The 23803-nt window shown below is 57.5% G+C and carries 15 protein-coding genes and 1 pseudogene; 11 read left to right on the forward strand and 5 right to left on the reverse strand.

What is annotated here, in order from left to right:
- The 8 genes from DBR18_RS28845 to DBR18_RS06065 form a co-directional block, all read left to right on the forward strand.
- A partial coding sequence (locus tag DBR18_RS28845; RefSeq protein WP_256588568.1) for an ABC transporter substrate-binding protein occupies positions 1-1137 on the forward strand: 1137 nt, incomplete at its 5' end.
- The gene (locus DBR18_RS06035; RefSeq protein WP_007965097.1) at positions 1137-2198 is read left to right on the forward strand and encodes a microcin C ABC transporter permease YejB; all 1062 of its coding nucleotides are present in this window, start codon (positions 1137-1139) and stop codon (positions 2196-2198) included. The genes DBR18_RS28845 and DBR18_RS06035, both read left to right, overlap by 1 nt.
- Complete coding sequence (locus DBR18_RS06040; RefSeq protein WP_108589645.1) at positions 2198-3220, forward strand: ABC transporter permease; 1023 nt, start codon at positions 2198-2200, stop codon at positions 3218-3220. Before DBR18_RS06035 ends, DBR18_RS06040 begins: the two co-directional genes overlap by 1 nt.
- 9 nt (positions 3221-3229) lie before the next feature.
- Positions 3230-4804 (forward strand): ABC transporter ATP-binding protein, encoded by a 1575-nt coding sequence (locus DBR18_RS06045; protein ID WP_108589646.1) that lies wholly within the window; start codon positions 3230-3232, stop codon positions 4802-4804.
- Positions 4805-4972: 168 nt separating this feature from the next.
- Positions 4973-6388, forward strand: coding sequence for a sigma-54-dependent Fis family transcriptional regulator (locus tag DBR18_RS06050; RefSeq protein ID WP_108589647.1), 1416 nt, complete (start codon positions 4973-4975; stop codon positions 6386-6388).
- Between the two features lie 284 nt (positions 6389-6672).
- Positions 6673-8064, forward strand: coding sequence for a GntP family permease (locus DBR18_RS06055; RefSeq protein ID WP_027612663.1), 1392 nt, complete (start codon positions 6673-6675; stop codon positions 8062-8064).
- A 7-nt stretch (positions 8065-8071) separates the two neighbouring features.
- Positions 8072-8845 (forward strand): 3-hydroxybutyrate dehydrogenase, encoded by a 774-nt coding sequence (gene hbdH, locus DBR18_RS06060; RefSeq protein ID WP_108589648.1) that lies wholly within the window; start codon positions 8072-8074, stop codon positions 8843-8845.
- A 147-nt stretch (positions 8846-8992) separates the two neighbouring features.
- The gene (locus DBR18_RS06065) at positions 8993-10948 is read left to right on the forward strand and encodes an acetoacetate--CoA ligase (RefSeq protein ID WP_108589649.1); all 1956 of its coding nucleotides are present in this window, start codon (positions 8993-8995) and stop codon (positions 10946-10948) included.
- A 70-nt stretch (positions 10949-11018) separates the two neighbouring features.
- Here the strand turns inward: DBR18_RS06065 and DBR18_RS06070 are convergent, their stop codons facing one another.
- On the reverse strand, positions 11019-13337 hold the full coding sequence (locus DBR18_RS06070; protein WP_146188739.1) for a hypothetical protein: 2319 nt from the start codon (positions 13335-13337) through the stop codon (positions 11019-11021).
- Between the two features lie 27 nt (positions 13338-13364).
- Positions 13365-14723, reverse strand: coding sequence for a hypothetical protein (locus DBR18_RS06075; protein ID WP_108589651.1), 1359 nt, complete (start codon positions 14721-14723; stop codon positions 13365-13367).
- A gap of 261 nt (positions 14724-14984) precedes the next feature.
- On the opposite strand from DBR18_RS06075, the pseudogene DBR18_RS06080 reads away from it, so the two are divergent.
- Positions 14985-15182: pseudogene (locus DBR18_RS06080) on the forward strand (hypothetical protein); the annotation flags it as partial.
- 18 nt (positions 15183-15200) lie between these two features.
- Here DBR18_RS06080 and DBR18_RS06085 read toward each other — a convergent pair.
- Both DBR18_RS06085 and DBR18_RS06090 read right to left on the reverse strand, forming a co-directional pair.
- Positions 15201-19028, reverse strand: coding sequence for a hypothetical protein (locus tag DBR18_RS06085; protein ID WP_108589652.1), 3828 nt, complete (start codon positions 19026-19028; stop codon positions 15201-15203).
- Between the two features lie 282 nt (positions 19029-19310).
- Positions 19311-20420 (reverse strand): PilT/PilU family type 4a pilus ATPase, encoded by a 1110-nt coding sequence (locus DBR18_RS06090; RefSeq protein ID WP_108589653.1) that lies wholly within the window; start codon positions 20418-20420, stop codon positions 19311-19313.
- 127 nt (positions 20421-20547) lie between these two features.
- Between DBR18_RS06090 and DBR18_RS06095 the strand changes: the two genes are divergently transcribed.
- Both DBR18_RS06095 and DBR18_RS06100 read left to right on the forward strand, forming a co-directional pair.
- Positions 20548-23085: a PAS domain-containing sensor histidine kinase gene (locus DBR18_RS06095; protein WP_108589654.1), complete on the forward strand. Its 2538-nt coding sequence runs from the start codon at positions 20548-20550 to the stop codon at positions 23083-23085.
- Positions 23086-23136: 51 nt separating this feature from the next.
- Positions 23137-23412, forward strand: a complete 276-nt coding sequence (locus DBR18_RS06100; RefSeq protein WP_003225447.1) for a peptidylprolyl isomerase — start codon at positions 23137-23139, stop codon at positions 23410-23412.
- Between the two features lie 110 nt (positions 23413-23522).
- Here DBR18_RS06100 and DBR18_RS06110 read toward each other — a convergent pair.
- The coding region (locus DBR18_RS06110) for a PfkB family carbohydrate kinase (RefSeq protein ID WP_256588569.1) at positions 23523-23803 on the reverse strand (281 nt) is incomplete at its 5' end.

Below are 23803 nucleotides of genomic sequence, written 5' to 3' on the forward strand. Positions count from 1 at the left end.
GATTTGCCGGTCAGTCGTGGCCTGTACAACTTCGATCACTTCAGCATCGAGTATTTCGGCGACACCGATGTCGCACGCCAGGTATTGCGCGGCGGCGCCTATGACTACAACCGTGAGTTTTCCGCCACCGGCTATTCGATCGGTTACGACAGCCCGGCGCTGAATGACGGACGGTTGCAGAAGGCCCACCTGGCCACCGAAGCCCCGCAATCGGCCCAGGGTTTCGTGTTCAATCTGCAAAAACCGATGTTTCAGGATCGCAGGGTGCGTCAGGCGCTGGCGATGCTTTGGGATTTCGAGTGGAGCAACCGGCAGATGATGCGCAACATGTACATCCGCCAGCAAAGCTACTTCTCCAACTCCGCGCTGGCCGCCCGCGAGCTGCCGGATGCCGCGGAACTGAAAATCCTCGAGCCGCTGCGCGGACAGGTTCCCGACGAGGTCTTCACTCAAGTCTTCGAAGCGCCGAAAACCGATGGCAGCGGCTTGATCCGCGACAAACAGCTGCAAGCGTTGCAGTTGCTGGAGCAGGCTGGCTGGAAACCTGATGGCGACCAACTGGTCAATGCCGAGGGCGAGCCGTTGAGCTTCACCTTTCTGGTCAGCCAGAACGGCATGGATCGCCTGCTGCTGCCCTACAAACGCACGCTGAAGCAGATCGGCATCGACCTGAATATCCGCCGCATCGACTCCTCGCAATACGTCAATCGCCTGATGAGCCGAGACTACGACATGATCGTTACCGGCTACCCGGTCACCACGTCTCCGGGTGGCGAGTTACTCAATTATTTCGGTTCGATTTCCGCCAACGACCCCGGCGCCAACAACTACATGGTGCTGAAGAATCCGGCGGTCGACACCCTGATCAACGGCCTGATCCGCGCCTCGACCCAGAGCGACATGCTGCACTACGCCCACGCGCTGGACCGGGTGCTGCAATGGAACTACTACTGGATCCCCAACTATTACCCGCCGGGCACCTCGACTGTCTGGTGGAACCGTTTCGGCATGCCGGCGATCCAGGCCAGCAATGACGAAGCCATCGAGAGCTGGTGGGAAATCAGTACCACGCCATTGACCAATCAGCAGATGACCGCCGAAAAAATCGGGCGTGGCAGACCCGGAGGACCGCACTGATGTGGGCATACATTCTGCGGCGCCTGCTGCTGATCATCCCGACGCTGGTGATCATCCTGCTGGTCAATTTCGTGATCATTCAAGCGGCACCCGGTGGCCCGGTCGAACAGGCCATCGCCCATCTGCAAGGCATCGGCGGTGCGAGTGTCGGCGGCAGTGCCAGCGAAACCATGAGCAACACTTCGCGTGCCAGCCGTGGCCTCGATCCGCAACTGATCAAGGACATCGAAAAGCAGTACGGTTTCGACAAACCGGCGCATGAACGCCTGTGGCTGATGCTCAAGAACTACGCGCAGCTGGACTTCGGCAAAAGCTTTTTCCGCGGCGCAACGGTCACCGACCTGATCCTGGAAAAGATGCCGGTGACCATTTCTCTCGGTCTGTGGGCGACGCTGATCACCTATCTGGTGTCGATCCCGCTGGGCATCCGCAAAGCAGTGCATCACGGCAGCCATTTTGATATCTGGAGCAGCACCGCGATCATCATCGGCTATGCGATGCCAGCGTTTCTGTTCGCAATGTTTCTGATCGTGGTGTTTGCCGGTGGCACGTCATTGAACTGGTTTCCGGTGCGCGGACTGGTCTCGGACAATTTCGAATCGCTGTCGACCCTAGGCAAGATTGCCGATTACTTCTGGCACCTGGTGTTGCCGGTGACGGCGCTGGTGATTGGCGGCTTCGCCACGCTGACGATCCTCACCAAGAACTCGTTCCTCAATGAAATCACCCGCCAGTACGTGGTCACCGCCCGCGCCAAAGGTCTGAGCGAGCGACGCGTACTTTACGGCCATGTCTTCCGCAACGCGATGCTGCTGGTGGTCTCGGGAATTCCGCAGGCGTTCATCAGTGTGTTCTTCGCCGGTTCACTGTTGATCGAAGTGATCTTTTCCCTCGACGGTCTCGGTCGCATGAGTTACGAGGCGGCGGTTTCCCGGGACTACCCGGTGGTGTTCGGCTCGCTGTTCATCTTCACCCTGTTCGGCCTCCTGATAAAACTGATCGGCGACCTGTGCTACACCCTGGTCGACCCGCGTATCGACTTCGCCGCGAGGAACGCCTGATGTTCAAGCTCTCGCCTCTGGGCCGTCGCCGTTTTGCGCGATTCAAGAAAAACCGCCGTGGCTGGTGGTCGCTGTGGCTTTTCATCGGACTGTTCGTGGTAACGCTGGGCGGTGAACTGATCGCCAACGACAAGCCGCTGGTGGTCAGCTATCAGGACCAGCTCTACTTCCCGGTCTTCAAGCGCTACACCGAGCAGGAATTTGGCGGACAACTGCCATTCCAGGCCGATTACCGCAGTGACTATGTGCAGAACCTGATCCGCAAGGACGGTGGCTGGCTGCTGTTCCCACCGATCCCGTTCAGCGACGACACGCCCAACTACGACCTCAATCAACCTGCACCGAGCCCGCCCTCCAAGGTCAACTGGCTGGGCACTGACGATCAGGCGCGCGATGTATTGGCGCGGGTGATTTTCGGCGCTCGGGTATCAATCCTGTTTGCTTTGATGCTGACCGCCATCAGCGCGCTGATCGGCATTGCCGCCGGCGCCCTGCAAGGCTACTACGGCGGCTGGGTCGATCTGCTCGGGCAGCGCCTGCTGGAGGTCTGGAGCGGATTGCCGGTGCTGTACCTGCTGATCATCCTGTCCGGTTTCGTCGAGCCAAACTTCTGGTGGCTGCTGGGGATCATGGCGCTGTTTTCCTGGCTGGCGCTGGTGGATGTGGTGCGCGCCGAGTTCCTGCGCGGGCGCAATCTGGAATACGTCAAAGCGGCTCGCGCTTTAGGCCTGACTGACCGCAAAGTGATTTTCCGGCACATCCTGCCCAACGCGATGAACGCGACGCTGAGTTACCTGCCGTTCATTCTGACCGGAGCGATTTCCACCCTCACCGCTCTCGACTTCCTTGGTTTCGGCATGCCCGCTGGCAGCGCCTCGCTGGGTGAACTGATCGGTCAGGGCAAGCAGAACCTGCAAGCGCCGTGGCTCGGGCTGACGGCGTTTTTCACTCTGGCGCTGATTCTTTCTTTACTGGTGTTCATCGGCGAAGCGTTACGTGATGCATTCGACCCTCGATCCTGAAGTGTGACCATGACTGATAACCTGATCGAAATCCGTGACCTGAACGTCGCCTTCCATGGCCAGCCGGCGGTGCGCAACCTGTGCCTGGACATCCGCCCCGGCGAGTGCCTGGCGCTGGTCGGCGAGTCGGGCTCGGGCAAATCGGTGACCGCACATTCGATTCTGCAGTTGCTCCCCGAAGGCGATGCGCAAACCAGCGGCAGCATTCGCTATCGCGGTCAGGAATTGCTCGGCGCCGATCCGAAAGTGCTGCGCGAACTGCGTGGCAACCGGATCGCGATGATCTTCCAGGAGCCGATGACCTCGCTCAATCCGCTGCACACCATTGAAAAGCAGATCGGCGAGACCCTGCTGGTGCATCGCGGTCTGGGCGGTAAAGCGGCGCAACAACGCATTCTCGAACTGCTTGAACTGGTGGGCATCCAGAAACCCAAGGAGCGCCTCAAGGCCTACCCGCATCAGCTCTCAGGCGGTCAGCGGCAACGGGTGATGATTGCCATGGCCCTGGCTTGCGAGCCAGAGTTATTGATCGCCGACGAACCGACTACCGCGCTCGATGTGACGGTGCAGCGCAAGATCCTGCTGTTGCTCAAATCCTTGCAACAACGCCTGGGCATGTCGCTGCTGCTGATCAGTCACGACCTCAATCTGGTACGCAGCATTGCACAACGGGTGTGCGTGATGAAGTCGGGCGAGATCGTCGAGCAGGCACCGTGTGAAACCCTGTTTACCGAACCGAAGCATCCTTATAGCTGTGTGCTGCTCAACGCCGAACCGGAAGGCGAAGCCCTGCCCCGGGACGAGCGCGAGAATGTGCTGGAAGTCGATGATTTGCGCGTCGAGTTCGTCGTCGGTGGCGGGCTGTTCCAGCGCAAACAATATCTGCGCGCGGTGGACGGCATCAGCCTGAGTATCCAGCGCGGCAAGACCCTGGGGATTGTCGGCGAGTCCGGGTCTGGCAAATCGACCCTGGGCCAGGCGATTTTGCGGCTGCTCGATTCCGAAGGCAGCATCCGTTTCCAGGGCACGGCTCTCGACGGTCTTGATCAGAAACAGTTGCGACCATGGCGCAGGCAGATGCAGGTAGTGTTTCAGGATCCGTTCGGTAGCCTGAGTCCACGGATGTCCGTGGCGCAGATCATCAGCGAAGGACTGGAGGTGCATTGTCAGTCCAGCGCCGAAGAGTGCGATGCTCAGGTGATCCGTGTGCTGAAGGAAGTCGGCCTCGACCCGGAAAGCCGTCATCGCTACCCGCACGAGTTTTCCGGCGGTCAACGCCAGCGCATTGCCATCGCCCGGGCGCTGGTGCTGAAACCGGCATTGATCCTGCTCGACGAACCGACCTCGGCCCTTGACCGTACCGTGCAGAAACAAGTGGTCGCCCTGCTCCGCGACCTCCAGGAAAAACACGGTTTGACCTACCTGTTCATCAGCCACGACCTGGCGGTGGTGCGGGCGCTGGCCCACGACATGATCGTGATCAAGGACGGCAAAGTGGTTGAGCGCGGTGCCAGCCATGAAGTGTTCGATGCACCGCAGCATCCTTACACCAGGGAGCTGTTGGCGGCGGCGCATCCGGGGTAGGCATAATCGGCGCTTGCCTTGATACCGAGTCGCGGCCTTCGCTGGCAAGCCAGCTCCCACAGGGATTCGGGTTGTACCCAAATATGGGGTGCCCAGAGAAACCTGTGGGAGCTGGCTTGCCAGCGAAGAGGCCCGAAAAGACAACCCAAATTCCGGATCCGCCAACCCATGAACACCACCGAAAGCCTCAAGGACTACCAACGCGTGCGCACGCTGGCGATCCGCTCGTTGTTCGAGATCATCGAGCAGTCCAGCGAAGGCACGGTGATTGTCGATCGTGATGCCAACATCGTCTGGATGAACGAGCGTTATGCCCGGCGTTTCGGTCTTGAGTCGGCGAAAAAAGCCATCGGCAAACCCTGCGAAAGCGTGATTCCCGGCAGCCTGCTGCGCGAAGTAGTGCGCACGGGCCGCCCCATTCTTCTGGACATGCAGGACACACCGAAAGAACCCCTGGTGGTGATGCGCCTGCCGATCCACGACGACGCCGGGACGGTCATCGGCGCCATCGGTTTTGCCCTGTTCGATGAGTTGCGCAGCCTGTCGCCGATGCTCAAGCGTTACCTGAGCATGCAGGAAGAACTGGCCTCGACCCGCTCGCTGCTGCGGGCCCGGCAGACCAAATACAACTTCGCCCATTTCATTGGCACCAGCAGCGCCAGCCTCGAAGTCAAACGCCGCGCCCGCCGCAGCGCGAGCACCGAGTCTCCGGTGTTGCTGCTCGGCGAAACCGGCACCGGCAAGGAGTTGCTGGCTCAGGCGATTCACAGCGCCTCGCCGCGGGCGCACAAAGCGTTCGTCAGCATCAACAGCGCGGCAATTCCCGAGGCGTTGCTGGAAGCCGAGTTCTTCGGCACGGCGCCCGGAGCATTCACCGGTGCTGACCGCAAGGGTCGCACCGGCAAGCTGCAGATCGCTCAGGGCGGCACGCTGTTTCTCGATGAAATCGGTGACATGCCGTTGCCGCTCCAAAGCAAACTGCTGCGGGTGCTGCAGGAAAAGGAGTTTGAACCGGTCGGCTCCAACGAAGTGATCCAGAGCGATGTACGGGTGATTGCGGCAACTTCGACCGATCTGCAAGCCGCGATCAAGCGCGGTGAGTTTCGTGCAGACCTGTATTACCGCCTCAACGTATTGCCGATCCAGGTTCCGCCGCTGCGCGAACGCCTCGACGATTTGCCAGCGCTCAGCGAAGCGATCCTCGAAGAATTGCGCAGCCAGCACGAACTGAGCCGCGCGGCGCTGGCGTTGCTCGGTCAACATGCGTGGCCTGGGAACATCCGTGAGTTGCGCAACGTGCTGGAGCGCGCGGCGCTGCTCAGTGATGACCTGATCCTCACCGCTGAGGATATTCGCGCGGCCATCGGTACTTTTACCCCGGTTGAGCGCCCGTCGACGCCGACGCTGGAACCGTTGGTGAAAGAGACTTTCGCTGAGGCGCGGCAGCGATTTGACCGGCAGTTGATCCAGTCTGCCCTCGCACAATGTGCGGGCAAGGTGCCGGAGGCGGCGGCTCGGCTGGGGTTGGGGCGGTCGACGTTGTACAAGAAGATGCTGGCCTTGGGGATCGCCGAGTCTCAATAAAGAGACTCAGTCTCGCTAGCGAGACATTAACTTCAAGATCAAAAGATCGCAGCCTTCGACAGCTCCTACAGGGTTGATATGGAAATTCCATGTAGGAGCTGCCGAAGGCTGCGATCTTTTGATCTTGAAAAAAGTCTCACTATCGAGACAACTCTTCAAACAGTTCAACGAAAAATCCAATAAAACCTATATATTTCAACGCGTTACAAATCTGGCACACATCTCGCTATAGCTCCCTCCTACCTGGCAACACCCACAAAAATAACAATCCCTGGAGACACTCCATGAGTGTGATCATTGCCTTGGCAGCCCTCGCGCTGCTGATGCTCGCCGCCTACCGTGGCTACAGCGTTATCCTTTTCGCCCCGATCGCCGCCCTCGGCGCTGTCCTGCTGACCGATCCTTCTGCCGTCGCCCCTGCCTTTACCGGCGTGTTCATGGAGAAAATGGTTGGTTTCATCAAACTGTATTTCCCGGTGTTCCTGCTCGGTGCCGTGTTCGGCAAATTGATCGAATTGTCGGGGTTCTCCCGTTCAATCGTGGCCGCAGCGATTCGCCTGCTCGGCACTCGCCAGGCGATGCTGGTGATCGTGCTGGTCTGCGCCCTGCTCACCTACGGCGGCGTGTCGTTGTTCGTGGTGGTGTTTGCGGTGTATCCGTTTGCCGCCGAGATGTTCCGCCAGAGCAATATCCCCAAACGCCTGATCCCGGCGACCATCGCCCTCGGCGCATTCTCGTTCACCATGGACGCCCTGCCCGGCACGCCGCAGATCCAGAACATCATCCCCAGCACCTTCTTCAACACCACGGCGTGGGCCGCGCCGTGGCTCGGCGTGATCGGCACGATTTTCGTGTTTTGCGCCGGCATGCTGTTCCTGCAGCGCCAGCGCAACAAGGCCCAGCGTGCGGGTGAAGGCTACGGCACCGAACTGCGTAACGAGCCGGAAACGGCCGAAGACCTGAAGCTGCCGAACCCATGGATCGCCCTGTCGCCGCTGCTGGCGGTGGGCATCATGAACCTGCTGTTCACCCAGTGGATTCCGCAGTGGTACGGCAAGACCCACAGTCTCGCGCTGCCGGGGATGGCCACGCCGGTGACCACGGAAATCGCCAAGCTCACGGCGATCTGGGCCGTGCAGGCGGCGTTGCTGATCGGCATCCTGATGGTCCTGGTGTTCGGCTTCAAGGCGATCCGCAGCAAGCTCGCCGAGGGCAGCAAAAGTGCGGTCAGCGGTGCGTTGCTGGCGGCGATGAACACCGCTTCGGAATATGGTTTCGGTGCGGTGATTGCCTCGTTGCCGGGGTTTCTGGTGCTGGCCGACTGGCTCAAACAAATCCCCAATCCGCTGGTCAACGAAGCGATCACTGTCACCCTGCTGGCCGGCATCACCGGCTCGGCGTCGGGCGGCATGAGCATTGCGCTGGCGGCGATGTCGGAGCAGTTCATCGCAGCGGCCCACGCGGCGAACATTCCGCTGGAAGTGCTGCACCGCGTGGCCGCGATGGCCAGCGGCGGCATGGACACCCTGCCGCACAACGGCGCGGTGATCACGCTGCTGGCGGTCACCGGCCTGACCCACCGCGAAGCCTATAAAGACATTTTCTGTATTACGCTGATCAAGACCCTGGCGGTCTTCGTCGTGATCGGCACTTTCTACGCCACTGGCATTGTGTGAGGTATTCATGACCACTCTTTCGGGCAAGACCGCACTGGTTACCGGCTCCACCAGCGGCATTGGCCTGGGCATCGCCCTGAGCCTGGCCAAGGCCGGCGCCAATCTGATTCTCAACGGTTTTGGCGATGCCTCGAGCGTGATCGCCGAGGTCGCCCGGTTCGGCGGCAAAGTCGGTCACCACCCGGCGGATGTCAGCGATCCGGCGCAGATTGCCGACATGATCGCTTACGCCGAGCGCGAGTTCGGCGGCGTCGACATTCTGGTCAACAACGCCGGGATCCAGCATGTGGCGGCCGTGGAAGCGTTTCCGGTGGAGCGCTGGGATTCGATCATCGCGATCAATCTGTCGTCGGTGTTCCATAGCACCCGCCTGAGCCTGCCGGGGATGCGTACCAAGGGTTGGGGGCGGATCGTCAACATCGCCTCGGTACACGGTCAGGTCGGCTCGACCGGCAAGGCTGCGTATGTGGCGGCCAAGCATGGGGTGATCGGTTTGACCAAAGTGGTCGGCCTCGAAACGGCTACCAGTAACATCACCTGCAACGCCATCTGCCCGGGCTGGGTGCTGACGCCGCTGGTGCAGAAGCAGATTGATGATCGGGCAGCCAAAGGCGTCGATCCGCAACAGGCGCAGCATGATTTGCTGGCGGAGAAGCAACCGTCGCTGGAGTTCGTCACGCCGCAGCATCTGGGGGAACTGGTGTTGTTTCTGTGCAGCGAGGCTGGCAGCCAGGTGCGTGGGGCGGCGTGGAATATTGATGGGGGATGGTTGGCGCAGTAAACAACGCGAAACCGCGTAATCGTTCATCGCGGGCAAGCCACGCTCCCACAGGTTTTGTATGGGTGGCAAATTTTGTGGCAACCACAAGACCTGTGGGAGCGTGGCTTGCCCGCGAAGGGATCTGAAGATAAAACAAGAGGCAAACCAATGTCCGACATTCTCTGGCAACCCGATGCCAAGCGTATCGCCCAATCGCGCATGGATCAGTTCCGGCGCGACATCAATCAGCGGCACGCCTTGACCCTGAACAGCTACGACGACCTTCACCGCTGGAGCATCGAGCAGCGCGAGGCGTTCTGGCAGGCGATCGTCGACTTCTTCGATATCCGTTTTCACACCCAGCCCGACGCCGTCCTGCGTGAAGGCGCGCAGATGCCCGGCGCCGAATGGTTTCCCGGTGCGACTCTGAACTTTGCCGAACACCTGCTGCGCCGCCGCGACGATGCGGTCGCGGTGATCGCCGTGGCGGAAAACGGTCAGCGCGAACAACTGACCTGGGCTGAACTGGCCGAGCAGGTCGGCGGTTTTCAGGCCAGCCTGATCGCCAGCGGGATCGGTTTGGGGGATCGGGTGGCCGCGTGCATGCCCAATACCTGGCAGACCCTGGTGGCGATGCTCGCGACCACCAGCCTGGGCGCGATCTGGTCGTGCTCGTCGCCGGACTTCGGTACTCACGGGGTGATCGACCGTTTCGGCCAGATCGAACCCAAGGTGCTGATCACCTGCGCCGGCTACCGTTATGCCGGCAAAGACCTTGACCAGACCAGCAAGGTCAACGACATCCTCGCGCAACTGCCGTCGCTGCAACAGTTGATCATGGTGCCCTACTCCCGCACACAAGCCCGGCCGGAGGATTACCGCACCCACGCCGAAGTCACGATGTGGGACGACTTTTATCAGCCCGGCGGCGAGCCGTACTTTGTCCCGGTTTCGTTCGATCACCCGCTGTACGTGCTGTATTCCAGCGGCACCACCGGCGTGCCCAAATGCATCGTCCACAGCACCGGCGGCGTGCTGCTGCAGCATGCCAAGGAACACGGACTGCACGTCGATCTTGGCCCCGGCGACCGATTGTTCTACTACACCACCTGCGGCTGGATGATGTGGAACTGGCTGGTTTCGGCCCTCGCTGTCGGCAGCGCCATCGTGTTGTACGACGGCTCCCCGTTTCATCCGGATAACCAGCGGCTGCTGGACCTGATCGACGATGAGCGAATCAGCGTGTTCGGCACCAGCCCCAAGTTTCTCGCGACACTGGAAAGCAATGGCATCAAACCGCGTGAAAGCCACGACCTGAGCAGCCTCAAGACACTGCTGTGCACCGGTTCGGCGTTGTCGCCACAGAGCTACGATTTCGTCTACCGAGATCTCAAAACCGACGTCTGCCTGAGCTCGATGTCCGGCGGCACCGATATCGTCTCCTGCTTCGTCAATGGCAACCCGCTGTCGGCAGTGCGCCGTGGCGAAATCATGGGCAAGAGTCTGGGCATGGCGGTCGAAGTCTGGAACGACGCAGCGCGCACGGTGATTGGTGAGAAAGGCGAACTGGTGTGCACCCGGCACTTTCCGGCCATGCCCATCGGCCTGTGGAATGATCCCGATGGCGAGAAACTGCAAAAATCCTATTTCAGTCTGTTCCCCGGTGTCTGGGCACAAGGCGATTACGCCGAGCAACTGCCCCACGGCGGGATGTTGATCCACGGTCGCTCCGATGCAGTGCTCAACCCCGGTGGGGTGCGCATCGGTACGGCGGAAATCTATCGGCAGGTGGAGAAAGTCGCTGACGTGTTGGACAGCATCGCCATTGGCCAGCGCTGGCAGGACGACGTGCGGGTGGTGCTGTTTGTCAGGTTGCGTGACGGTGTCGCGCTGGACGATGCATTGCAACAACAGATTCGTCAGATCATCCGGGCCAACACCACACCACGGCACGTGCCGGCGAAAATTGTCCAGGTCACCGAGATACCCCGCACCATCAGTGGCAAAGTGGTGGAGCTGGCCGTGAAAAATGTGGTGCACGGTGAACCGGTCAAAAACACTGATGCCCTGGCCAACCCCGAAGCGCTGGAGCAGTTTCGGGATCGGCCAGAGCTTGCCGACTGACAATCAGGAGGTGCGACAATTGCCCTTGCACCGCCAAACCTCAATGCGAAAACGTCAGTGTCAGATTTTATTAGTTGATATTTAGATCAATCACGACTTGTTGATCAATATAACCCGGTGCGCTGTTAACGGCAGCGGTCAATATCGCAATATTTCGCTTGAAAGCATCCTTGTTATTCACCAACTGACTGAGCAGCGCCGTTGCCAGTACGCAGGAGTCGGCGTTATCAAGCCCACTCTGCCCGTCAGTTACGGCTTGAGACTGTACCTGATGCGGCAGACGGCCCCTGGCCAGATTCAATAACGGTGCGACATTCAATCCCGGCTTGCCGGGAACCGTCGTGGCACGAGCCAGATCAAGCCGATTTGGCGCTGCGCGGAAAAACTCATGAAGCAAATCATCGGCAACTTCCCCATGACGGAAACCCGCCGAATGGAAGCGCTCAATGAAATTCAGATTATTGACTTCTATGTACTGCAGCTTTCTAGCTTCGTATCCGGACAGTTCAACCCACGTCTGATACTTCGCTCTGTGCAGTTCAAGCAGACTTTGATCCAGCGCATCCCCTGGAAAGTAGTACTGTAGGTGCGACGTTTTCAGAACATCGAGCTTGGTCAGTTGCAAGACCTTGCCCATTGCGTCCAGAGCGTTATGCTCTTTCCCCAGAATTAACCTCCAGACAATATTGACATCATCGACATAAGAAGGAGCTGCCAAAGCGGTAAGCGCGTCGTCAATCTTGCTGCGGACAATGGGAAGGCTCTGCTCAATGATTTTGCGGCTGTAACCCACCGGTAGCAGCTTGCGCACCCCCGGGAAAGTGACCGCTTGCTTGAATTCAAAACCGGCGAGTTTCTTACCCCATGCCTTGCCGAATCGATTGACCGCATACCAATGCTCACCCTTTTTAATCGCCATCACATTGAATGCATCGATCGCGCCGTCATACGGTCGCCAGGTACCATGGCTCAGTGAAGGCAGACTCGACTGCTTGAGCAGATCGACGGATCTGGCCTTGCCCGTCAACTTGCGCAGTTGAAAGGAGGCATCGCTAACGATGTGCGACACTTCACGAGCTACGTTCAATCCATTTTTCAAACCATATTTTGCAACACGGTAACCGGCACTCGGCAAGCCGTCGATTGGATTAAGGATCTCTACGGTGAATGTCAGACCAATCTTGACACCGTGGCTGATCCTTGATGTCAGGCTCACTGTTTTCGACGCCAGGTGCAGCACCTTGGTCGTCGCCCCCAGCACCGCAAAAATGATGCCGATGGCGTCCATAGCACAGCCCCACACGCCCTGTTCGATTCGATCCTTTTCACCTGATTGAATATCTTCAATGCATTGCTTGAACGGCACGACCAGACCCACAACAAAATCCACGGCCTTTTGCAGGTCGGCATCCTTGCTTTCCCGTTCCGTCAGTTCAGTCGAGGCCTGAATGAGTTCCGCAACTGTCGCCACCGGATGATGAGTAATCGCGAACTTCGCAATAGCCTTAACGTGCGGATGCATGAAGTGTTGAAAAATACTGCGTTTGGCGGGCGGCAGGGATACCGGAGCGGCGAGTGTGCCGAGTCTGTCGATCACCACATCGCTAATTGCATTGGGGGCCGGTGCCGTGCCATTGGTGTAGCTCTTGAGGTCCAGCGGATATCGCGCCGATCGCTCGGCTGGCAGGTATTTGTTCAGCGCCTCCTTGAAATCTAGCCTGGCCGGGGTGAGCATCTTGCCACCACGATAAATCAGGTCGCCCAGCTGATTGTTGATGCGACACTCGCCGCGCAAGTAGAACACTTCATAGCAAATGAACTCGTTATCCGGCGATAAAGTGCACATGACAATGCCATAGCGTCCGGTCGCGGCATCCCTGTTTGCCTGGGTCTCCACCCAGACAGGTTTCGAGGCGTTACCGCCGGTAAAACCAATGTCTCTGCCGAACTTCTGCTCACTCACCGAAGCACGGACAGTGAAGAACGTGATTTCGCTCTTTTCGAACACGTCACGATGTTTCTTCGGCATGCTGGACATTGCCAGTTTGATGTTGGTCGTCAGTGCCTGATGAAGTTTGTCGTGATGGTCGCGTACCTGCGCCTCAAAAACTTCCTTCACGGCCGGCAGACGGGTCAACTGCGGATAGCGATCGTAAAGTCGTTTATCTTCATTCCAGTCCCATTCTTCACTGGTCAATTCACCCTCAATGTGAACTTCGAGCATCGACAACTTGTAGGAATACGACAGATTGTCGCTGTAATGGCGCAGCATGCGCTTTTCGAGAAAGTCCGCACCCGGTATGGCTTTTTGCAACGCCTCGAGCGCAATTTTCTTACGACTTGGCAAAGTCTGACGAAATACTTGACTGCCCAAGGCGATACTGTTCACGTAGTCCCGATAAGCGGCCAACGCTTTTTAGCAAGCGCCTTTGGTCGACCGCCCGAGTTCGTCATGGGTAATGACCTCATTGATCAATGCCCAATCGATCATTGGATCAATGGCGGCCAGTCCCTGTAACTGGCCAAACTCGTGAGAGACCATATCCATATTGGCGAAGTTCATGACTTGTTCGTAGGTCATGAATCGCGAAGCACCTTTGACGTTCATTTCAATGAATGCTACGGCCTGGCAAAAGGTCACCCAGCCAATCGAACCGGTGAACAAACCATAAGGCAGATCTTTGACCAGGAAGCCCGGAGCCATGAAAGCCAGCAGTGCATGCGACGCCAATGGACATAAACGATAAGAAACGCGTTTGTTATCGACCAGATATTTCTCCAGGCCATCACGAACGATTTCCATGGTCTTGTCTGCCGCTGCTTCCGGTGCGTACAGGTCATGGGTGCCAACATGGTTGCGTCTATTGGTCGTCCCGAACGACGGATCAAGTTCCAGAATGACGGCGGTGCTCAGTAGCTGTGCCAATTGGACTTCGTCGGGCTTCTCCACGTCCGACGCGCCGAACCATTTCAATGCCTCGACATACTGTGTAGCCAGACGCATGGCAAATGGGCTGGTAAATACTTTCGCCAGTATTTCACTGGCATTCTCCCAGTCGACAAACTGAGAAACTTGCGGTGCTTTTCTGTAGAGCACCTCCAGCAGAGTCTCGCCTGCGGGAATGAACTGTGCCGTTAACTGACGAATTTCAGCGTATTCGGCGCTGGTCAGTACGATCGAATCATTGTCATGCCCCGTGAGCAACTCCCAGTAGTTACCCAACTGATCGGTTTCTGGCCATTCCCATTGCAGGAAAAAAAGCAGACCTTTGGCCTGTTCGACGGTTTCCGGCACATTCATGCCGTGAAAAGCCAGCCAGCGGGAAACCGTTGCCAGAAGGTTTTGACTGACACTTCCACCCATGGTTTTTGCCGCATCAGCCAGATCTTTCAAGCGCGATGCTGCAACGACATCGGCCTGTAAATCAGCAGTCAAGTCCAGGTCATTGATTTTCGCCCGTCCATCCTGTGTAACAACCAGATCCTGACTTGCCTTGATGCCCTTGCGAACCAGGAGGTTGCGCACGTGTTGCAGCTCAAGAAAGTCGTTCAACAAATCGCCAGTGACTTTTTTAACCTGATCAAAGGACGAATCAAGACGCACAGTAAAAGCCAGATGCGAGCAGTCAATCGTATCGCCATCAAGTTTTTCTTTGATTGCATTGGTAAGCGTTGCAATGACCCGTGAACGCTCGATCTGATCTTCTTCCAAGTTAATAAAATGCTGTTTTACCTCTGCAGAGGTCGGATAATTTTGCGAGTTTCGAATTTTCATTGAACTTCCCTTTTGCAGCCTCAATATATAAATATGAAGCGCACTCTAAATGAAAGAACTCAATAATCAACGAGCGAATCATTAAAGTAAATTACAACACACGCACAAGTACAACTACAAAATTACCTGCCCCCTATTCAACTAACCCCCATTCTTCGGATAAGGGCTTTTTAGTACTGCACGAATCATCATTAGTTTCATTTTCAATCTAAGGTTATTAATGGAATCCGCATGTTTCAATGCCTCTTCTTCACCGATAACATCCGGGCCAATGCCACACCACGGCACGTGCCGGCGATAATTGTCCAGGTCACCGAGATACCCCGCACCATCAATGGCAAAGTGGTGGAGCTGGCCGTGAGAAATGTGGTGCACGGTGAACCGGTCAAAAATACCGACGCCCTGGCCAATCCCGAAGTGCTGGAGCAGTTTCGGGATCGGCCAGAGCTGATGGATTAAAGGTTCATTGCACGGCGCTTAGCCGATGTGCACGCCGGGTGCTGGTCTGAAGCCTGTGGGACGGCGCAATGCCGGCTGTTTATTGAGTGTGATCTGCACGGGATGCTCAATCAACTTGCCTGCATTAGCCTTGAGCGCTGTTTCGAGAATATTAAGGTTGTCACGACTGGTTTCTTCATCGGCGACCATCTGACTGAGCAACGATGTAAGCACGGTCAGCGAGTCAGCGTTTGCCCAGGCCTTGGAACGGTTGTGCAATTGAGTGTTCTGCGGCGAGACACGAAGCTGCCCCGTCGCCAGATTCAACAACGGTGTAACGTCCAGCAACTGGCCTCGCTCGCCGTCCCGCCCGGTGTCCTGCGCATAACTGACATCATCGGTCTGGGCTATACCGTGAAAGAACTCGTGGATCAGGTTATCGGCGATGACATCGTGGTTGAAACCCAGTCCGACAAATTGCCGATTGATATTAGGGGTGTAGATCTCAATGAACGTTTCATCGGACCGCTGACTTTTCCACCGTGTATACGCGGATGCATCGAACGCGGCCAGGTGCTGCGTTTGCTTGAAGGGATCGAGGAAAAAATTGCTGATCGAAACGCCATCGAAATCGGCCCTCACCAGCCTCAGATATTTTTGGACCCGATCGAAAGCCTCTGCCGAGTCTGACCCCACCAATATCTGCATCAGTTTCCTCGCGTCCTTAGAGGAAGCGGCATCGCTCAAGGCTTTGAGCGCCTGATCCAATTTGGATATCGCAAAGGGTAGGCTGTGTTCGACAAAGTTCCGGGTGTAATTGACAGGAAGGACAATATCGGAAGATAGCAAACGAACCGGATCACGAAGTACGAACTCACTCAGTGTTGGCCCCCACGGCTTGCCATTGCGACTGAGCGCGTACCAGCGTGAGTTAACCTGCGTAGCAATCACGCTCAGTCCATCGGCCCCTGCATCGCCCGAGCGTACGAGACCGTGCCCGGTTGGCACGCCATCGCTTTTGGCAATCAGTTTTCGCACGCTGCCATTGGCATGAAGCGTGCCCAATTGGTTGTTCGCCAGACGGATCACTCCTTGCGCCGTCTCATTCAAACGCAATGCACCCTTGCTGAGAATCTTTGCGCCGCCCCACAATAATGTCGGCACACCATCCAGTGGATTGATCAGCGAAACAGAAGTGGTGAGTGCCAATTTGGCCAGCTGAACCGATTTTGCGAAGTTCGAAATCGTTTTACCCGTAATCCTGACTACCAGCGACCCCGCCCCTAAAAATGCGCCTCCGACGGCAATAGCGTCCATGACGCAGCCGTATGTACCATCGATTACACGGTTTGGATCGCGGGAAGTCAGATCCTCAATGCACTTTTTGAACGGCACCACCAGATCAACAATATAAGTCACTATGTTTTGATGCTTTTCCCGCTGTTGCTCAAGCTTCGTCGGAACGATGGCCATCTGCTTGAGTTCATCGAAGGTGCGAAGAGGATGGTTTTTCACAATGAAACTGGCAATGCGCTCAATCTGCATGTTACCAAAGTTGTGATAAACACTTTGTTCGCGTTTAGCGACGAAAGTTGGGGCGCTCAGCTTGCCCAGTTGCTCGACGATTGCCATTCGCAGACTCGCCGAATGGGTTTGCACGGATTCCCCTATATATTCATCAGCATCCAATGGCACGCGTTCGAGAGGAACCGGCGGGCGTGGCGCAGTGCGCTCTCCCTTGAAATCCCGTCTGGCCGTGGTCTCGAATTTCCCCGTCTGTCTCAACCACTCACCAAGCTGGTTGTTCTTGCGTAAAACACCCCGCATGGCAAACAGCTCATAACAAGTCGTTCTGCCATCACCGGTGGCGCACATTATCAACCCGAAACGTCCGGTGGCGGCGTCGATGCTTTCCTGGGTCTCGTACTCCGTTACAACTTCTTTCGGTCCATCGTGGTCAACGGCGGTTTGACTGCTTTTCATCACCGCTGGTGTACGTACAGTGAAAAACGTGATTTCACTCTTGAGAAAATGGTCCAGGTCATAGGGAGACATGTGTGACATTGCAAGTATCACGTTCCCGGACATGGCCTCGTCCACATTCTTATGATACTTCCTTAACTCGCTCTCGAACTCCCGCTTGATCGGCCTGAGACGCTTGAGCCCTTCAAAACGCTCATGAATACTCTCCGTCGCAGGCAAGAGTTCGGGACGTAGCTGAGTGTAATCAAAGGGATTTTCGTTGGGGAAGACACCCTGCAAATCCCATTCTTTCCCGGTCAGATCACCCGAGATGTGCAGATCGACCATCGACATGGCAAACCGCGATGCAATCGGACTCGGGCGTTCATACAGAACGTCGTCGTCCAGAAAGTCGCATTCCGGCACAGCCGCCTCCAGGTCTGCCCTGGCGATTTTTTCTCGACTGGGCAGAGGCGTCGACCAGGCATTGGCAAACCGGGTGAAGTGCTGCATGTAGTCTTCAAATGCTTTGACTGACCACTTTGTCGCCTCTTCTTCCGTGGAGACCAGCGATGCGGGCGTAGTCACACCGTTGATCAACGCCCAATCGATGATCGGGTCAATCAGTGCCAGTTCCCGCATTCGAGCCAACGCAGGGCTGACAGGCTCCAGCTGATCATAATCCATGATTTGCGTGTAGCTCAGTACGCGAGCAGCCCCCTTGCTGACACCTTCCACCAGTTTGACCGCACGACAGAAAGTAACCCAGGCTGGCGATCCCACCAGGATGTCAGCCGGAACTCCCTTGGCCACAAATTCCGGCGCGATGTGCGCCAGCAGCAGATGCCCGGCGAAAACAGCCGTATCGCTTGTCGTCCAGCCCTGATTGTGAAGGAACGCATGCAGGTCAGCGCGTATGCTGGCCGCCGGGCGCTGGACGTTGGAGACGCCATAGAGCTCAAAGTCACCAATTTTTTTCCGGCTGGTCTGGTTGCCGATGTCTGGATACAGGTCGAGCAGGATGGCAGTAATCAGTAGTTGTCCGAGTTCTCGATTAGTTGGCACTTGTCCGGTCTGACTGCCGTACCACCCCAACGCCTTGATATATTGCTGAGCGTATCGCAGCGCTACCGGATGCTGTAACAACTCAAAGATAAGCACGTTGGCATTTTCAGTCGTCCCCACGCCCGGTTTGATTTCGCGGAACAACTTGTCCAGCAAGCGAGCTTCACCGCAAAGACTTCGCGTAACGGTGCGAACCATCGAATGATGTTCGGCAGACAAGACTGCCAACGGCAAATCCTCATTGACCAGGTAACCCCAATAGTTTTCAAAATCATCATACGGGAAATAAAACTCGGTCCATGCGAGAAAATTCGTGACTTGCTTTGCATTTTTTGGCACATCAAAACCGTGAAAGCGAAGCCACTGATCAATATCCACAGCATCTTGCGGATAGATATAACCGCCGGCCAACTGCGCAATTTCGCCGATCAAGATGATTTGTTTATAGTCAAAAGTACCATGACGAACATGGTCCTTTACATTGAACTTTTCCCACACCGACGGACCATTCCGAAACAACTCGATGCCGCCGGCGGCGGCTATTCGAATATCCGCTATGCCTTCGGCGCGCTGGTTTTGCAAAAAACCGTGCACGAGCGAACGGTCTCTCAGCGACTCCCATTGCACCCGACCCGGCATATGAATACCGTGCAGCGACGACCCCGGGATCAGCGGGACTTCGTAACCTGTGTAATCATAATTCTCGTCGGCACCCTGTTCCTTGAGCACAGTTTTCAACTGCACAATGACTTCCTTGCGCTCCTCGGCATCAGATTTGGCTTGCAGACGAAGTCTCGCATCAATAGAAAGACTACGAACTTGTTGGTTTAATTCAGGCATCACGATGATCTCTATAATTTTAAATAGGCTTCAAGGGTAACTGCACCTGGCAGACACACCTGAATAACGCTCAAGCTTGCGCACGATCTGTCATAGCGACAAAACACTTAATAAGTATCAACAGACATTCCCACCCACATTTTGAGTGGCATTTAAAGTCGCGCACAAGCGAAGCGAACCTTAAACAAAAAAGGCCCGACAAAAATACAAAAACCATTAATAGAAGTTGCAACAGCTGACAATTTACAACTTGCAACGCGCATCCTGCCAACTAACAGACCATCAGTCCACCAAGCCCCACTTACTGGAATCGAGGTTTTTATCACCCTTGGCGTCGTCGCTTAGTTTAAAACTCAATCTAAGGTTATTAATGGAATCCGCATGTTTCAACGCCTCTTCTTCACCGATAACGCCTTCCAGGACCAAGTTGTAAAGTGCTCCGTCAAAGGTCTGCATTCCCGACTCAATTGATTTTTCCATGATGGTCTTCAATTCACCGAACTCGCCGCGACGGATCAGATCGGCAATGGTCGGCGTGCCCAGCATCACTTCCACCGCCGCCCGGCGCTGACCGTCAAGGGTACGCACCAGTCGCTGCGAGACGAGCGCCTTGAGGTGGTTGCCCAGGACCTGCAATAGCTGCGGCTGTCGTTCTTCGGGAAACAGGTTGATGATCCGCTCCAGTGCCTGATTGGCGTTGTTGGCGTGCAGGGTCGAGAGCACCAGATGTCCGGTTTCGGCAAATGCCAATGCGTGTTCCATGGTCTCGCGGTCGCGGATTTCGCCGATCAGCACGACGTCGGGCGCCTGGCGCAGGGTGTTTTTCAACGCCGCGTGAAAGCTGCGCGTATCGACCCCGACCTCACGCTGGTTGATGATCGAGCGTTGATGGCGATGGATGTATTCGACCGGGTCTTCAACGGTGATGATGTGCCCGCTGCTGTGGCGGTTGCGATGGTCGATCAGCGCGGCCAGGGAGGTAGACTTGCCGGAGTCCGTGGCGCCGACAAACAGGATCAATCCCTGCTTGAGCATCACGGTTTCCAGCAGCACCGGCGGCAGTTTCAGGTCTTCGAAACGCGGGATGTCGAGCTTGACGTTGCGGATCACGATCGACACGTCGTTGCGTTGCTTGAAAATGTTGACCCGGAAACGCCCGATGCCGGTACGGGAGATGGCCAGGTTCATTTCCAGATCCCGATCGAACTCCTTGCGCTGCTCGGCGTCCATCAGAAATGCAGCAATGGCCGCCACCTCCCCGGGCTTGAACGCACGCTCGCTCAGGGGCATCAGCACGCCCTCGAAACGCGCGCTCGGTGGCGCCCCGGTGGACAGGAACAGATCCGAACCGTGCTGGCTGGCCAGACGAATTAACAGCGCGTCGATTTCCATAGCGAAAAGCACCTGCAAGGCATTCAATGGGCAAGCCCGGCGCAGTGACGCAACCAGGCGTTGAGCGTCTATCGTCCTGCAAGCATAGTAGACGCCGCCTCACCGACAGATGCCCAGGATACAAATGATGAACGCTGCACCCACCCATGATGACGCCCAGGCGTTGATTGCCCGCACCGACTGGAGCCGCGGCCCGCTCGGCGACGCCAGCCTCTGGCCGCAGAGCCTGCGCACCGCGGTGGACATCGTGCTGCACTCGCCGATGCCGATGCTGCTGCTATGGGGGCCGCAGTTGACCCAGATCTACAACAACGGTTTTGCCATGCTCGCCGGCAGCAAGCACCCTCATGCTTTCGGACAGCCTGCGCACCTGATCTGGCCAGAACTTCGAGACTTTACCGACCCGATTTACAGCGCCGTCCTACAAGGCCAGGTGCGTTCCTACAGCGAGCGACGCTTTACCCTGCAACGCGATGGCAAGGAATCCGACTTCTGGCTCGATCTGACGTATAGCCCGATCCGCGACGAATCAGCCCGGGTGGCCGGGATTCTGGTGACAGCCATCGAAACCAACGAACGGCGACGGGTTGCACTGGAACTGCAAAAGCGCTCCGAAGACAGCCTGCGTGCGCAGCGTGAAACCGAAGAGCGCCTGCAACTGGCACTGGCAGCCACCGACGCGGTGGGTACGTGGGACTGGGATATCGGCGAAGACCGTTTCATTGCCGACACCCATTTCGCGCAAATGCACGGCGTCAACCCGATGCAGGCCAGCGAACTGCCGATCAGCGATTACCTGCAGGGTGTACACCCCGAAGACCGCGCGCTGATTGCGCGCAGCATCAAGCATTGCATTACCCACGGCACCGAATATGCCGAGGAATACCGCCTGCTGCAGCCCGACGGTGAGCTGCGCTGGGTATTTGCCCGCGGTCGCTGCTACAAGGATCACCATGGCCGGCCCGTGCGCTTTCTCGGCGCCGCGCTGGACCTGACCGAGCGCAAACACACCGAACAGGCGCTGCGCCAGAGTCAGACCGAACTGCAACTGATCATCAACGCCATGCCGATCCTGATCAGTTACGTCGACCAGCAGGAGCGCTTTCGTCTGAACAACGCCGCCTACCTGGACTGGTACGGATTGACGCCGCAAGAGCTGTATGGACGAACGATCCGTGACGTCATCGGTGAAGAGGCGTATTTCCTGCGCCGCCCCTACATCGTTGAAGCGCTGGCCGGGCGGCCATGTTCGTTCAGCCTGTACACCCCGCACCGCGACGGCAGCTCCCGGCATGCGCTGATGAATTACCTGCCGCGACACGGGCCCGATGGCGCGGTCAACGGCTTCTACATTTTTGTGATCGATGAAACCGAGCGCAAGAAAACCGAAGAAGCGTTGCGCAATCTCAACGAGACCCTCGAAGAGCGGGTCAGCGCCCGTACCGAGCAATTGGCTCAGGCCAACCAGCGTCTGCAGAACGAGATGTTCGAGCGCGAACGCGCCGAGGACGCACTGCGTCACGCGCAGAAAATGGAAGCGGTCGGCCAGCTCACCGGCGGCATCGCCCATGACTTCAACAACATGTTGACCGGGATCATCGGCAGCCTCGACCTGATGCAGCGCTACATCGCCAACGGTCGCGCCAACGAGATCGGGCGTTTCACCGAAGCCGCCGTCTCGTCGGCCAATCGCGCGGCGGCGCTGACTCATCGCTTGCTGGCGTTCTCGCGCCGGCAGTCGCTGGATCGCAAGACGCTGAACGTCAATGAACTGATCCGTTCGCTGGAAGACCTGATCCGCCGCACCAAGGGCGATCCGATCGAACTCAACCTGAAACTGGCCGCAGACGTCTGGCCGGTCAGCACAGATGTCAGCCAACTGGAAAACGCCCTGCTCAACCTGGTGATCAACGCCCGGGATGCAATGCCCGATGGCGGCCAATTGCTGATCGAAACCCGCAACATCTACCTCGACGGCAGCGACATAACCACCCTCGAAGCCGTGAACGCCGGGGATTACGTGTTGATTGCGGTCAGCGACAACGGCAGCGGCATGACCCCTTCGGTGCGGGCCAAGGCCTTCGACCCGTTTTTCACCACCAAACCGATTGGCCAGGGCACCGGGCTGGGGTTGTCGATGATTTACGGATTCGCCCAGCAATCCGGCGGCCACGTCAGTCTCGACAGCCTGCCAGGCCAGGGCACGTGTGTGCGGCTGTACCTGCCTCGCCTGTTCAGCCTGCAAACCGAACTGCCGCCCGACACTGCCGCCAGTGAAACCCCGGAGGCGATTGCCGGCGAGACCGTGCTGGTGGTCGAAGACGATGTGGCGGTGCGCATGCTGGTACTCGATCTGCTCAAGGAGCTGGGTTACCACGCTCACGAGGCGCAAGACGCCAAGTCGGCGCTGCCGCTGCTGGAGTCCGGCCTGCGCGTGGATCTGCTGGTGACCGATGTCGGTCTGCCGGGGATGAACGGCCGGCAGCTGGCGGAAATCGCCCGTCAGCATCGCCCCGGTTTGAAGGTGCTGTTCATGACCGGTTACGCGCAAAAAGCCGCTGAACGCCAAGGCTTTCTCGAGGACGGCATGGACATGGTGGCCAAACCCTTTGCGCTTGAGCTGCTGGCCGGCAAGATTCGCGCGATGCTCGGCCAAACGCCGTGAGTTCAGGCATAATCCGGCGCCCCGCCGTCACCCCGTTACAGGTATCGCACGATGAAAGCCCAAGCCCGCCACATTCTGGTGAAAACCGCCGAAGAGGCCGAACAGCTCAAACAACGCATTGCCAAGGGTGAAGCGTTCGATGTGCTGGCGAAGAAATACTCCACTTGCCCGTCCGGCAAGCGCGGCGGTGATCTGGGTGAAGTGCGGCCCGGGCAGATGGTTGGCGCGATCGATGCGGTGATCTTCAAGAAGCCTTTGCGCACCGTGCATGGGCCGATCAAGAGCAAGTTCGGCTATCACCTGGTGCAGGTGTTTTTCCGCGATTGACCTGATTGACCCATCTCCCCTGTAGGAGCTGCCGAAGGCTGCGATCTTTTGATTTTGTTTTTCAAGATCAAAAGATCGCAGCCTTCGGCAGCTCCTACAGGGGTTGTGTTTCAGGCTTTGGGGATCAGGGCTCCCGGGAACTGGATGACCCGACTCGCCAGTAAATGCCCCGCCTGCGCCGCCTCCACCGGACTGCCCCCCAGCAAGCGGCTCGCCAGATACGCCGCACTGAACGAATCCCCCGCCGCCGTGGTGTCCACGACCTTCTCGACCTTCTGTGCCGGCACTTCGAACGCCTCGCCATCGCAGCGAATCAGACAAGCCTCGGCGCCACGCTTGAGCACCACCTCCGGCGTGCCGATCTGTGCGTACGCCTCGAACACCGCCTCAC

The organism is Pseudomonas sp. HMWF021, assembly GCF_003061005.1.
Taxonomy (GTDB): Bacteria; Pseudomonadota; Gammaproteobacteria; order Pseudomonadales; family Pseudomonadaceae; genus Aquipseudomonas.

What these genes read in the sequence shown, in the direction of transcription:
- DBR18_RS06035 (WP_007965097.1), top strand. Translation starts at nt 1,137, where the DNA reads ATGTGGGCATACATTCTGCGGCGCCTGCTGCTGATCATCCCGACGCTG.
- DBR18_RS06040 (WP_108589645.1), top strand. Translation starts at nt 2,198, where the DNA reads ATGTTCAAGCTCTCGCCTCTGGGCCGTCGCCGTTTTGCGCGATTCAAG.
- DBR18_RS06045 (WP_108589646.1), top strand. Translation starts at nt 3,230, where the DNA reads ATGACTGATAACCTGATCGAAATCCGTGACCTGAACGTCGCCTTCCAT.
- DBR18_RS06050 (WP_108589647.1), top strand. Translation starts at nt 4,973, where the DNA reads ATGAACACCACCGAAAGCCTCAAGGACTACCAACGCGTGCGCACGCTG.
- DBR18_RS06055 (WP_027612663.1), top strand. Translation starts at nt 6,673, where the DNA reads ATGAGTGTGATCATTGCCTTGGCAGCCCTCGCGCTGCTGATGCTCGCC.
- hbdH (WP_108589648.1), top strand. Translation starts at nt 8,072, where the DNA reads ATGACCACTCTTTCGGGCAAGACCGCACTGGTTACCGGCTCCACCAGC.
- DBR18_RS06065 (WP_108589649.1), top strand. Translation starts at nt 8,993, where the DNA reads ATGTCCGACATTCTCTGGCAACCCGATGCCAAGCGTATCGCCCAATCG.
- DBR18_RS06075 (WP_108589651.1), bottom strand. Translation starts at nt 14,723, where the DNA reads ATGAAAATTCGAAACTCGCAAAATTATCCGACCTCTGCAGAGGTAAAA.
- DBR18_RS06085 (WP_108589652.1), bottom strand. Translation starts at nt 19,028, where the DNA reads ATGCCTGAATTAAACCAACAAGTTCGTAGTCTTTCTATTGATGCGAGA.
- DBR18_RS06090 (WP_108589653.1), bottom strand. Translation starts at nt 20,420, where the DNA reads ATGGAAATCGACGCGCTGTTAATTCGTCTGGCCAGCCAGCACGGTTCG.
- DBR18_RS06095 (WP_108589654.1), top strand. Translation starts at nt 20,548, where the DNA reads ATGAACGCTGCACCCACCCATGATGACGCCCAGGCGTTGATTGCCCGC.
- DBR18_RS06100 (WP_003225447.1), top strand. Translation starts at nt 23,137, where the DNA reads ATGAAAGCCCAAGCCCGCCACATTCTGGTGAAAACCGCCGAAGAGGCC.